At 60.8% G+C, this 11,768-nt stretch carries 10 protein-coding genes; 5 read left to right on the top strand and 5 right to left on the bottom strand.

What is annotated here, in order from left to right; genetic code table 11:
* Positions 1–15 precede the first annotated feature (15 nt).
* Positions 16–2,751 (bottom strand): preprotein translocase subunit SecA, encoded by a 2,736-nt coding sequence (gene secA, locus J9870_RS23165; protein ID WP_210640439.1) that lies wholly within the window; start codon positions 2,749–2,751, stop codon positions 16–18.
* 308 nt (positions 2,752–3,059) lie between these two features.
* Here secA and J9870_RS23170 point away from each other — a divergent pair, with 308 nt between their 5' ends.
* Entirely contained in the window at positions 3,060–3,515 is a 456-nt protein-coding gene (locus J9870_RS23170) for a DciA family protein (RefSeq protein ID WP_210640441.1), read from the top strand.
* A gap of 198 nt (positions 3,516–3,713) precedes the next feature.
* Here the strand turns inward: J9870_RS23170 and J9870_RS23175 are convergent, their stop codons facing one another.
* Complete coding sequence (locus J9870_RS23175) at positions 3,714–5,201, bottom strand: helicase HerA-like domain-containing protein (protein ID WP_210640443.1); 1,488 nt, start codon at positions 5,199–5,201, stop codon at positions 3,714–3,716.
* A 331-nt stretch (positions 5,202–5,532) separates the two neighbouring features.
* Here J9870_RS23175 and J9870_RS23180 point away from each other — a divergent pair, with 331 nt between their 5' ends.
* From J9870_RS23180 to J9870_RS23190, 3 genes are read left to right on the top strand one after another with little or no spacing between them, the layout of a single operon-like run.
* Entirely contained in the window at positions 5,533–6,654 is a 1,122-nt protein-coding gene (locus J9870_RS23180; RefSeq protein ID WP_210640444.1) for a glycosyltransferase family 1 protein, read from the top strand.
* Positions 6,655–6,669: 15 nt separating this feature from the next.
* Entirely contained in the window at positions 6,670–7,437 is a 768-nt protein-coding gene (locus tag J9870_RS23185) for a DUF2334 domain-containing protein (protein ID WP_210640446.1), read from the top strand.
* A complete protein-coding gene (locus J9870_RS23190) occupies positions 7,434–8,429 on the top strand; it encodes a lysylphosphatidylglycerol synthase transmembrane domain-containing protein (RefSeq protein ID WP_210640448.1) in 996 nt (331 codons plus the stop codon). The genes J9870_RS23185 and J9870_RS23190 overlap by 4 nt, the downstream gene beginning before the upstream one ends.
* 4 nt (positions 8,430–8,433) lie before the next feature.
* Here J9870_RS23190 and J9870_RS23195 read toward each other — a convergent pair whose 3' ends face one another.
* Both J9870_RS23195 and purU read right to left on the bottom strand, forming a co-directional pair.
* The gene (locus tag J9870_RS23195) at positions 8,434–8,619 is read right to left on the bottom strand and encodes a hypothetical protein (protein ID WP_210640450.1); all 186 of its coding nucleotides are present in this window, start codon (positions 8,617–8,619) and stop codon (positions 8,434–8,436) included.
* A gap of 59 nt (positions 8,620–8,678) precedes the next feature.
* On the bottom strand, positions 8,679–9,527 hold the full coding sequence (gene purU / locus J9870_RS23200; protein WP_135846935.1) for a formyltetrahydrofolate deformylase: 849 nt from the start codon (positions 9,525–9,527) through the stop codon (positions 8,679–8,681).
* Positions 9,528–9,823: 296 nt separating this feature from the next.
* On the opposite strand from purU, the gene mvaT reads away from it, so the two are divergent.
* Positions 9,824–10,201 carry a histone-like nucleoid-structuring protein MvaT gene (mvaT, locus tag J9870_RS23205; RefSeq protein WP_003178543.1) on the top strand — a complete coding sequence of 126 codons (378 nt, stop codon included), beginning with the start codon at positions 9,824–9,826 and terminating at the stop codon, positions 10,199–10,201.
* Between the two features lie 92 nt (positions 10,202–10,293).
* On the opposite strand, the gene sbcB is transcribed toward mvaT, so the two are convergent.
* A complete protein-coding gene (gene sbcB, locus J9870_RS23210) occupies positions 10,294–11,721 on the bottom strand; it encodes an exodeoxyribonuclease I (RefSeq protein ID WP_210640451.1) in 1,428 nt (475 codons plus the stop codon).
* Between the last annotated feature and the right edge of the window lie 47 nt (positions 11,722–11,768).

Below are 11,768 nucleotides of genomic sequence, written 5' to 3' on the forward strand. Positions count from 1 at the left end.
AGCGTTGAAACGGGGTTACTGGATCTGCCCGTGGCAATGCTTGTATTTCTTGCCCGAACCGCAGTAGCACAGTTCGTTACGGCCCAGCTTCTGCTCGTTACGCACCGGTGCGGTTGCCAGGGCGACATCGACGTCGACGCCCTCCTCGGCGACCACTTCAAGCCCCGGGGCTTCGGCGTGTTCGAATTGCATGCGCGCGGCCAGGGCTTCGGCTTCCTGACGCAGGCGAGCTTCTTCCTCGGCCGGGTCTTCGCGACGAACCTGAACGTGGGACAGGACCCGGATCGAGTCGCGCTTGATCGAATCCAGCAGTTCGGAGAACAGCGTGTAGGACTCGCGCTTGTACTCCTGCTTCGGGTTCTTCTGGGCGTAACCGCGCAAATGGATACCGTGACGCAGGTGGTCCATGGTCGACAGGTGGTCTTTCCACAGATCGTCCAGTACCCGCAGCACAATCTGCTTCTCGAAGGAGCGCAGCGCTTCGGCACCGGCCTGGTCTTCTTTCTCGTTGTAGGCAGCGATCAACTCGGCCAGCAGCTTCTCACGCAGGGTTTCTTCATACAGGTGATCGTCTTCGTCGAGCCATTGCTGGATCGGCAGCGCCACGCCGAAGTCGCTCTGCAGGGCCGCTTCCAGGCCGGCAACATCCCATTGCTCCGGCAGCGACTGCGGCGGAATGTGGGCGCTGACGGTGGCGTTGAGCACGTCCTGGCGGAAATCGGCGATGGTTTCACCGATGTTGTCGGCGGCCAACAAACTGTTACGCATGTGATAGATCACTTTACGCTGTTCGTTGTTGACGTCGTCGAACTCGAGCAGTTGCTTGCGAATATCGAAGTTACGACCTTCGACCTTGCGCTGGGCCTTCTCGATGGCGTTGGTCACCATGCGGTGCTCGATCGCCTCGCCCGGCTGCATGCCCAGGGCCTTCATGAAATTCTTCACCCGGTCAGAGGCGAAGATGCGCATCAGGCTGTCTTCCAGAGACAGGTAGAAGCGGCTGGAACCGGCGTCACCCTGGCGACCGGCACGGCCACGCAACTGGTTGTCGATACGGCGCGATTCATGACGCTCGGAAGCGATGACCTGCAAACCGCCGGACTCCAGTACCTGCTGGTGACGCTTCTGCCAGTCGGCCTTGATCTGCGCGATCTGCTCGGGGGTCGGGTCTTCCAGGGTAGCGACTTCCACTTCCCAGTTGCCGCCCAGCAGGATGTCGGTACCACGGCCGGCCATGTTGGTGGCGATGGTCAGCGCCCCCGGGCGACCGGCCTGGGCGATGATCTCGGCTTCCTTCTCGTGGAACTTGGCGTTGAGTACCTTGTGCTCGATGCCTTCCTTGTTGAGCAAGGCGGACATGTGCTCGGAGGTTTCGATGGTGGCGGTACCCACCAGGATCGGACGCCCCTGGGCCATGCCTTCCTTGATGTCGTTGATGATCGCCGCGTACTTCTCTTCGGCGGTCAGGAACACCAGGTCGTTGTAGTCTTTACGGGCCAGTGGCTTGTTCGGCGGAATCACCACCACTTGCAGACCATAGATCTGGTGGAATTCGAACGCTTCGGTGTCGGCGGTACCCGTCATGCCGGACAGTTTGTTGTACAGGCGGAAGTAGTTCTGGAAGGTGGTCGAGGCCAGGGTCTGGCTCTCGGCCTGGATGTTCAGGCCTTCCTTGGCTTCGATGGCCTGGTGCAGGCCTTCGGACAGGCGACGACCCGGCATGGTACGACCGGTGTGTTCGTCAACCAGCACGACCTGGCCGTCCTGCACGATGTATTCGACGTTGCGATGGAACAGCTTGTGGGCACGCAGGCCTGCATAAACGTGGGTCAGCAGGCCCAGGTTGTGGGCCGAGTACAGGCTCTCGCCTTCGGCCAGCAAGCCGACGCGGGTAAGCATTTCCTCGACGAACTGGTGACCGGCTTCGTTGAGCTCGACCTGGCGGGTCTTCTCGTCAACGGTGTAGTGCCCGGGCTTGGTGACTTCGCCTTCGACTTCCTCGACGTGCAAGGTGAGCTGCGGGATCAGTTTGTTGATCTCGATGTACAGCTTGGAGCTGTCCTCGGCCTGACCGGAAATGATCAGCGGGGTACGGGCCTCGTCGATAAGGATGGAGTCGACTTCGTCGATCACGGCAAAGTTGAGTTCACGCTGGAATTTCTCTTCCATGCTGAACGCCATGTTGTCGCGCAGGTAGTCGAAACCGAATTCGTTGTTGGTACCGTAGGTGATGTCGGCGGCGTAGGCGGCGCGCTTCTCTTCCGGCGGCTGGAACGGCGTGACGACGCCGACGGTCAGGCCGAGGAATTCATAGAGCGGACGCATCCAGTTGGCGTCGCGGCGAGCCAGGTAGTCGTTGACCGTCACCACGTGCACGCCCTTGCCGGACAGCGCGTTGAGGTACACGCCCAGGGTTGCCACGAGGGTCTTGCCCTCACCGGTACGCATTTCGGCGATCTTGCCTTCGTGCAAGGTCATGCCGCCGATCAACTGGACGTCGAAGTGGCGCATACCCATGATCCGCTTGCCGGCTTCGCGGGCGACCGCAAAGGCTTCGGGCAGGATCTGGTCAAGGGTTTCCCCCTTGGCGATGCGGTCCTTGAATTCGGCAGTCTTGGCGCGTAACTGATCGTCCGAAAGGGCCACCATTTGCTCTTCGAAGGCATTGACAGTCTGTACCGTCTTGAGCATGCGTTTGATTTCACGCTCGTTCTTGCTTCCAAAAAGTTTCTTTAACAAAGGCGCAAACATATCGGCAGGATCTTCCACACTAAAGGGATGGAGGGCGGCCCCATGAGTCGCCCGTGCAGCCCTCATGGCCGCATGCGAACGAGCATTCTACCCGGAAACGATGGAGAGGAAAGTGGCGTTATTCCACGATGCTGGCACAGCGCTGTGACGGGGCCTCCCTAAAATAAGGGCTTTTGCACGAACTTCAACCCACAAAGCACAGAAGTTACGCGTTGATTGTGCGGGTAAAAAGGCGCTGGGCGACAGGGTTCAGGCGCTCCCTGCGCTTTCTGCTACCATGGCGCCTCTGTCACTTGCGGTATTAGTTCATGGCCTTCCGCCCTCTTCCAGCCAAGGCGCCCGCCGTTCTGCTGCGCGAAGCCAAGCCGCTGAAAGCCATCTTCGGCCACGCCAAACGCCTGGGCCACTTGCAGCGCTTGCTCGACAGTCAGCTGCAGCCAGCCGCCCGCGAGCATTGTCACGTGGCGTCCTGGCGCGAAGGCAGTTTGTTGCTGATCGTCACCGACGGCCACTGGGCCACGCGTTTGCGCTACCAGCAAAAGCGCCTGCTGCGTCAATTGCAGGCGTTCGAAGAGTTCGCCAACCTGACGCGGATTCTGTTCAAGGTCCAGCCGCCCACCGTCCAGGTCGGCGCCAAGGGGCATACGCTGGACTTGTCCAGCGATGCCGCCGCGACCATCCAGGCCACGGCGGACGGCATCACCGATCCCAAGCTGCGGGCGGCACTGGAGCGGTTGGCGGCGCATGCGCGGCCCAAGGACTGAGATTTTCATTGCCTGTTGAATCGCCATCACGAGCAAGCTCGCTCCCACCATAGGTCTTCAGCGCACACAAATCTTGTGTACAGCACAGATCCACTGTGGGAGCGAGCTTGCTCGCGATGACGGCCGATCAGCCGGCACATTCTTCGCCTGCTAAACCGCCATCGCGAGCAAGCTCGCTCCCACAGGTTGAGTCCAGACCTACCGGCGCTTGCTGCCCCCCAGCAACGACCCCATCAACCCGCGCACCAGTTGGCGCCCCAACTGATTGGCCGCCTGGCGCATCGCCGATTTAAGCGCCTGGCCGGCCGCCGTGCCAAGGAATTCCCCGGCCTGTTCGGTGAAGCTCGGTTCTTCGGCCGTCGGTTTGCCTGGGGCCACTTCAGCCTGCGGCTCCAGCCCCTTGCGCCCCATCAGCACTTCATAGGCCGATTCGCGATCGATCGGTTTGTCGTAGCGCCCTTGCAACGGCGAACTGGCGATCAGCCCGGCGCGCTCGGCCTCGCTCAGCGGCCCGATACGCGACTGCGGTGGCGCCACCAGCACACGTTGGACCATTTCCGGCGTGCCTTTTTCCTGCAAGGTGCCCACCAAGGCCTCACCGATACCCAGCTCAGTGAGCACCGCCAGGGCATCGAATTGCGGGTTCGGCCGGAAACCTTCCGCCACCGCCCGCAACGACTTCTGCTCCTTGGCGGTAAAGGCCCGCAGGCCATGCTGGATGCGCAAACCCAACTGCGCCAGCACGTCGTCTGGCAAATCCCCAGGCGACTGGGTCACGAAATACACCCCGACACCTTTGGAGCGGATCAGCCGTACGACTTGCTCCAGGCGGTCCTGCAAAGCCTTGGGCGTGCCGGCGAACAGCAAGTGTGCCTCATCGAAGAACAGAGCCAGCAGCGGTTTGTCCGCATCGCCGCGCTCGGGCAACTGCTCGAACAACTCAGCCAGCAGCCACAGCAGGAACGTCGCGTAGACCTTCGGTGCTTCATGGACCAGACGGCTGGCGTCCAGCAAGTGGATGCGACCGCGACCATCGCTGGCCGGTTGCAGGATGTCTTCCAGTTGCAGGGCCGGCTCGCCGAACAACGCGTCCGCGCCCTGCTGCTCCAGAGTGGACAAGCGTCGCAACAAGGCCTGGCTGGAACCGGTGGTCATCAGGGCCGCATCGTCGCCCAGCAACTCGGGGTTGTCCCTGAGGTGATTGAGCAATGCCTTCAAATCCTTGAGGTCCAGCAGCAACAGGCCTTCGCGGTCAGCGACCTTGAAGGCGGCGTACAACGCCGACTGCTGGCTGTCCGTCAGCTCGAGCAGGCTGCCGATCAGCAGGGGGCCCATTTCACTCAGCGTGGTGCGCAATGGATGACCGGATTGACCATGGATGTCCCACAACGTTACGGGATAAGCCTGAGGCTTGTGGCCAAGCCAGGGCATACCGGCAATGCGCTCGGCGACTTTGCCCTGGGGGTTTCCGGCAGCGCCGAGGCCACACAAGTCGCCCTTGATGTCCGCGGCGAACACCGCCACGCCGGCGTCGCTGAACGCTTCGGCCAGGCGTTGCAAGGTGACGGTCTTGCCGGTGCCGGTGGCCCCTGCCACCAGACCATGACGGTTCGCCAGGCGCATGGCCTGGGCGATGGGCTGGCCAGCAAGGTCGGCCCCGATAACGAGTTGCGATGAGTCAGGCATGTGGTCACCTGTGATATTTACGATATGACGCCATTTTGCACGCTTATATAAAAGCACGCCCGGAACAATAAGGCCTTGGCGCAGTTCCGAGCCATGAATAAAAACTTGCGGTTGGCCTGGAACAGCAGGCGGCGCCTGGGCTGGCCTCATCGCGAGCAAGCTCGCTCCCACAGGGGCGGTTGTGGACAACATAGATCCAATGTGGGAGCGAGCTTGCTCGCGATGAGGCCCTGCCAAACAAAGCATGACTGCCCTGACACCCCACCGCCACAACCCCAACCGAACATCTATTCTTACTAAGGGTCAACACAGGAGAACACTGACCGGAGGGATGTTCATCGTGCATATAGCGGACATAACCATGTTCTACGCCCCCGCCAGCGGAGGCGTGCGCACTTATCTGGATGCCAAGCACCGGCGCCTGGGTGATCGGCCCGGAATTCGCCACAGCCTGTTGATCCCCGGCGCGCATTTGAGCGAGCACGATGGGATCTACAAGGTTCCGGCCCCCGCCCTGCCCTTCGGCAAGGGCTATCGTTTCCCACTTCGCCTGGCACCCTGGCGCAATGTCCTGCGTGATTTACAGCCGGATCTGATTGAAGTCGGCGATCCCTACCTTACCGCGTGGGCTGCCCTGGATGCCCGGCGCCAGCTTGACGTGCCCGTTATCGGTTTCTATCACTCCGACCTGCCGCTGCTGGTGAGCAACCGCATGGGCAACTGGTTCACGCCCAATATCGAAGCCTATGTCAGCAAGTTGTATGGCAACTTCGATCGGGTCCTGGCGCCGAGCCAGGTCATGGCCGACAAACTGATCGGGTTGGGCGTCAAGAACGTCTACGTGCAACCGTTGGGCGTAGACCTGCAGACCTTCAACCCCGCCGCCCGCGACCCGGAGTTGCGTGCCGAGCTGGGCATTGCCGAGGACACGCGCCTGCTGATTTTTGCCGGTCGCGGTTCCAAGGAAAAAAACCTGCCGGTGTTGCTCAAGTGCATGAAACGCCTGGGCGAGCGCTACCACCTGCTGCTGGTGGGCTCGTCAATGCCCGCCGTGGTGCCGGACAACGTCACGGTGGTCGATGAATTCTGCCCGGCACCGCAGGTCGCCCGGCTCATGGCCAGCGCCGATGCCCTGCTCCATGCCGGTGACCAGGAGACATTCGGCCTGGTGATCCTCGAAGCCATGGCCAGCGGTATCCCGGTGGTGGCAGTGGCGGCCGGGGCCTTTACTGAAATCGTCCACGAGAACTGCGGCTTGCTGTGCACCCCCAACAATCCACAGGCCATGGCCAACGCTGTGCGGCAACTTTTCTCCGAAGGCTGTCAGCAGCGCGGGGTGCTGGCGCGCCAGCATGTGGAGCGCCATTACGCATGGGACTCCGTGGTCAACAGCTTGTTGGGGCATTATTACGCTGTGCTCGGCGAACAGATGCCGTTGCTGGCCAATGGTTGAGGCGAGGGGTTATCGATGAATCACTCGCCCAGCGTGTTACTGGTGCTGCACGACGTGGCGCCGCAAACCTGGCCCGACTACCAGCCCTTCGTCGAAGCCGTCGACGCCCTCGGCCATGTGCCGATGACCTGGCTGGTGGTGCCCGACTTCCACCGTGCCAATGCGCTGGAGGATCACCCCGGCTTTCGGCGCTTGCTCGACAGTCGGGTCGAGCGCGGCGACGAACTGGTGCTGCATGGCTATTACCATTGCGACGAGGGGCCGCTGGCCCTGCACCCCAAGGACTGGTTCATGCGCCGGGTCTATACCCACGAAGGCGAGTTCTACAACTTGTCCGAGCAAGCCGCCCTCGCCCGCCTGCGTGCCGGTATCGAAACCTTCCAGCGTTACCAGTGGCCACTGGAAGGTTTCGTTGCCCCGGCCTGGCTGATGAGCGCAGGCACACGCCAGGCCTTGCGCCAGTTGCCCCTGAGTTACACCAGCGACAGCCAACACCTTTATCGCCTGCCGGACTTCACCGTCATCGACGCCCCCGGGTTGGTCTGGAGCGCCCGCAGTGCCTGGCGTCGTGGCCTGTCGAAAGTCATCAGCGACCAACGTGAACAGCGCTGGCGCCAGGCCCCGGTGATTCGCCTGGGCCTGCACCCGGTGGACATGCGCCACGGTTTTTCCCGCGACTACTGGCTCCGAACCCTCGAGCGCCTGCTCAATGACGGCCGAGTGCCGCTGACCAAGGCCGGCTGGCTGGCGACCCAGGGGCTGCCGGTCAGCAGCGCGGCATGAAACGGCTGATCTGGCTGGCCGCCGCCCTGCTCACGGCGTTGCTGGTTCCGTTGCTGGTGGGCGGCGCAGACATGTGGGCTCGCGTGCAGCGCTTTCCCTTATCGCTGCTGCTGACCATGCTCGGCATGATCGTGCTGTGCTGGGGCTTGAATTCGGTGCGCCTGCGCCTGTTGCTGGGCGAACATCGCGGGCGCATCGGTGGGCTGAAAAGCATGGGCGTGGTGATGTCCACCGAGTTCGCCATGTGCGCGACGCCTGGCGGCAGCGGCGGGCCACTGACGTTGATGGCCCTGCTGGCGCGCAACGGCGTGCGTCCGGCCCATGGCAGCGCGGTGTTCGCCATGGATCAGTTGAGTGACCTGCTGTTCTTCCTCTGCGCCTTGGTCGCCATCCTGTTTTACGCGCTGTTTCAGAACCTCAGCCAGCGCCTGGAATGGATGCTGACGTTGAGCGCGGTTTCATTGTTTGGCGGGCTGTTCGCCTGCGCGCTGGCGGCCCGCTACCACCGCCGGCTGATTCTTCTGGGCGCTCGGCTACTGTGCCATTTGCGTGTAAAGAGCAGCACCCGCCGACGCTGGGCGCGCAAAATCCTGCATTTTCTCGCGGCGTTCACCGACACTTTGAAGTTGCCACGCCAGACCCTGTTCCAGGTCTTCGGCCTGACGTGCCTGCATTGGGCACTGCGCTACAGCGTGCTGTACCTGGCATTGAAAGGGCTGGGGGCGGATGTGCAGTGGGCTTGGAGTTTCCTGATCCAGATGCTGTCCTTGAGCGCCGGGCAGTTCAGCCTGCTACCGGGCGGCGCCGGGGCGGCAGAGCTGACATCGGCGGCGCTGCTCGCGCCCATGGTGGGCAAATCCACCGCGGCGGCGGCGATCCTGATCTGGCGAGCGGTGACCTACTACTTTTATCTGGTGGCCGGCGGGCCGGTGTTCTTTTTGATGGTCGGGCGACCGTTGATCAAGAAGCTGATCAAGCTCAGGCAAGCTTGAGAGGTCAGGACTTCTGTTCGGGATCATCCTGGGGATGCGGTTGTTTTTGCATCTGCTCCCAAAGCTCGGCGGCATCGGGAAACTCAGTGCCATTTTCCGGGCTCAACGCATCAGGATCATAGCGGCTCAGGCAGCCCTCGCCCAGGGTGGCCGGCGCCTTGGAGGTGGCTTTGTCCAGTGGATCGGTCATGGCGAGCCTCATGAAAAAAGGGCCTGGCGATCGCTCGTCCAGGCCCTTTGTAGTGTAAGTCAGAACACCACGGTCTTGTTGCCGTGCACCAACACTCGGTCTTCCAAGTGATAACGCAAGCCCCGCGCCAGCACCATCTTCTCCACGTCGCGACCGAAACGGACCATGTCTTCGATACTGTCGCTGTGGCTGACACGCACCACGTCCTGCTCGATGATCGGGCCGGCGTCCAACTCTTCGGTCACGTAGTGGCAGGTGGCGCCAATCAGCTTCACACCGCGCATCGAGGCCTGGTGGTACGGCTTGGCACCGACGAACGACGGCAGGAAGCTGTGGTGGATGTTGATGACCTTATGGGCGTATTCGCTGCACAAGGCTGGCGGCAGGATCTGCATGTAGCGCGCCAGCACCACCACCTCGGCCTCGTGCTGCTTGACCAGCCGCGAGACTTCGGCGAACGCCGGCTGCTTGTCCTGCGGGTTGACCGGTACGTGGTAGTACGGGATGCCGTGCCACTCCACCATGCTGCGCAAGTCGTCATGGTTGGAAATCACACAGGCGATATCGCAATCGAGTTCATCGCTGTGCCAGCGGTGCAACAAGTCAGCCAGGCAGTGAGACTCGCGGCTGGCCATCAGCACAACACGTTTTTTCTGCGCGGTGTCGGTGATGCGCCAGTCCATCGAGAACTCTTCGGCAATCGGTGCGAACGCCTCACGAAAAGCTTCGATACCGAAGGGCAGCGAGTCGGCACGTATCTCGTGACGCATGAAAAACCAGCCACTGTGATTGTCCGAGTGATGGCTTGCTTCAGTGATCCAGCCGTTATGGGACGCCAGAAAGTTACTGACTTTAGCAACGATACCGACGCGGTCCGGGCAAGCAATCACCAGCCGAAAAGTGCGCATTAGGGGAACTCCAGAACTTCGCAAAGGCGGCCATTCTAGCCATTGCGCAGAAAAACTGCAGTATCGATGACACGCCGTCTTCCTCGAGACAACCCGAGGCCGCGAACGGCATGGCCTGTGGTGACACGCTATATTTGTGAACAGATGTGAGACTGCGCGGTATTTAACTGTACCGCCCGTTTTTTGTGGCATTGCACTAATTAATTAAATAAAACGCGGCTTAAATGTTTACTTGATGAAACTGTCTGATTACTATTGTCGCAATGTCACCCTGCGTCCTACATAAGGTAGTCCCCATGTCCTTGATCAACGAATACAACGCCACAAAGCAAGCCATTGAAGATCTGCAACAGCGCCTGGCAGACCTGTCCAAAGACGACAAACTGCAAAAAGAACTGGAATTCGAAGGCAAACTGCGCACCCTGATGGGCGAGTACTCCAAGTCCCTGCGCGACATCATTGCCCTGCTGGACCCAGAAGCCAAATCGAGCAAAGCACCACGTGGCGCCGTAAAAACTACTGGCACCAAACGCGCTCGCAAAGTTAAGCAATACAAAAACCCGCACAACGGCGAAGTCATCGAAACCAAAGGTGGCAACCACAAGACCTTGAAAGAGTGGAAGGCCAAGTGGGGCGGTGACGTGGTTGAAGGCTGGGCAACACTGCTGGGCTAAGCACCACCGGTTCGCAGCGTTCTTTGCGAACACAATAACGCCAGCGATTGCTGGCGTTTTTTATGCCTGTCTCTTTACTTCTCGGCACCGGCTCAAAGGCTTAAACGTTTGCGCAATTGCTGGCTGTAGCCCTGCCATTCAATGAGTACCTCTCGCTGCAATGGCGTAGAAAGGCTCATCCACTCGCCCATTGCCTCGTCAAAACTTTTCAAGGTATTAGGCGCCCCCCATTCCGGGGATGACAGACGTTGTTGACAGAAAAGTCTCCAGCGCCCCTGCTCTTCGGCACTCAACGTCTCTGGAAAGTTGCGCGCGCGATATCGAAACAATAATTCCGGCAAACGCTCGTCGTCGAACGGCCAGCGTTCTCGAGCCAACTGAGCCGGGTCCGCAGTGCGAACTTGTTCACATAAACGACGATCGCGATCTCCGATAAATCCTGCGTATAACTGTTGCTCCGGATCTTCGCTGGCGGTGAAGTCCTCGCGCCCATAAATAGCCTGAAGTTTATCCTGCCAAACTTTCTGTGCGTCAGTTAGCCGCAATGCCCGCTGCTGATAGCCGTCCATGTCCAATTGCAATCGCTGCTGATCCTCGGCGCGCAGCACCGACAACGGCGCGACCACCGGGCACTTGTTGATATGAATGAGCTTGAGGGGCACCGGCAATTCACCGTCGAGCAGTTCTTCACGGCGGGTATATAAACGCTGGCGCAGCGTATCGGCATCGTGGTCCAGCAGGCCTTGGGGGTCCAGGTGCAGATCACAGACAATCAGGGCGTTACGGTTTTTCGGGTGCCAGGCCAACGGCAGGACCACGCCGACGTAGTTTCGCGCCGCCGAGAAACGTCCGGAAATATGCACCATCGGCTGCAACAGGCGGATCTGGTCCATCACTTTCTGTTTGCTGCGCAACTGAAACAGCCAGTCGTAGAGTCGCGGCTGCTTCTGGCGAATCAGGCGGGCCAGGGCGATCGTCGCGCGCACGTCTGACAACGCATCGTGCGCCTGGCCATGGTCGATACCATTGGCGGCGGTCAGGCGCTCGAGCTTGAGGGTGACGCGGCCCTCCTCCTGCGGCCAGACAATGCCGTCGGGGCGCAGCGCATAGGCGGCACGTACCAGGTCGATCAGATCCCAGCGGCTGTTGCCACCCTGCCATTCCCGCGCATAGGGGTCGAAAAAATTCCGATACAGGCTGTAGCGGGTCATTTCATCGTCAAAGCGCAGGGTGTTGTAGCCGGCGCCACACGTACCGGGGGCGGCCAGTTGCGCGTGGACACGGGTCATGAAGTCGGCCTCGCTCAAGCCTTTTTCGGCCAGGCATGCCGGGGTGATGCCGGTGATCGCACAAGCAGCCGGATGAGGCAGAATGTCTTCGCTGGGCTGGCAGTACAGATTCACCGGCGCATCGATTTCATTGAGTTCGAAATCGGTACGGATACCTGCCACCTGCAAGGGCCTATCGCAACGCGGGTTGATGCCGGTGGTTTCGTAGTCGTACCAGAAGATGGAAGTCACGGGCTGTTCCTGAGCTAAAGACTGGCGAAGTCTAGGCGCTCGCACCT

Source organism: Pseudomonas sp. Tri1 (assembly GCF_017968885.1).
In the GTDB taxonomy this organism is placed as follows: domain Bacteria; phylum Pseudomonadota; class Gammaproteobacteria; order Pseudomonadales; family Pseudomonadaceae; genus Aquipseudomonas.

Bases quoted from the DNA above. Each gene is read 5' to 3' on its own strand.
- secA (WP_210640439.1), bottom strand. From the start codon at position 2,751: ATGTTTGCGCCTTTGTTAAAGAAACTTTTTGGAAGCAAGAACGAGCGT.
- J9870_RS23190 (WP_210640448.1), top strand. From the start codon at position 7,434: ATGAAACGGCTGATCTGGCTGGCCGCCGCCCTGCTCACGGCGTTGCTG.
- mvaT (WP_003178543.1), top strand. From the start codon at position 9,824: ATGTCCTTGATCAACGAATACAACGCCACAAAGCAAGCCATTGAAGAT.
- J9870_RS23180 (WP_210640444.1), top strand. From the start codon at position 5,533: ATGTTCATCGTGCATATAGCGGACATAACCATGTTCTACGCCCCCGCC.
- J9870_RS23195 (WP_210640450.1), bottom strand. From the start codon at position 8,619: ATGACCGATCCACTGGACAAAGCCACCTCCAAGGCGCCGGCCACCCTG.
- J9870_RS23175 (WP_210640443.1), bottom strand. From the start codon at position 5,201: ATGCCTGACTCATCGCAACTCGTTATCGGGGCCGACCTTGCTGGCCAG.
- purU (WP_135846935.1), bottom strand. From the start codon at position 9,527: ATGCGCACTTTTCGGCTGGTGATTGCTTGCCCGGACCGCGTCGGTATC.
- J9870_RS23185 (WP_210640446.1), top strand. From the start codon at position 6,670: ATGAATCACTCGCCCAGCGTGTTACTGGTGCTGCACGACGTGGCGCCG.
- J9870_RS23170 (WP_210640441.1), top strand. From the start codon at position 3,060: ATGGCCTTCCGCCCTCTTCCAGCCAAGGCGCCCGCCGTTCTGCTGCGC.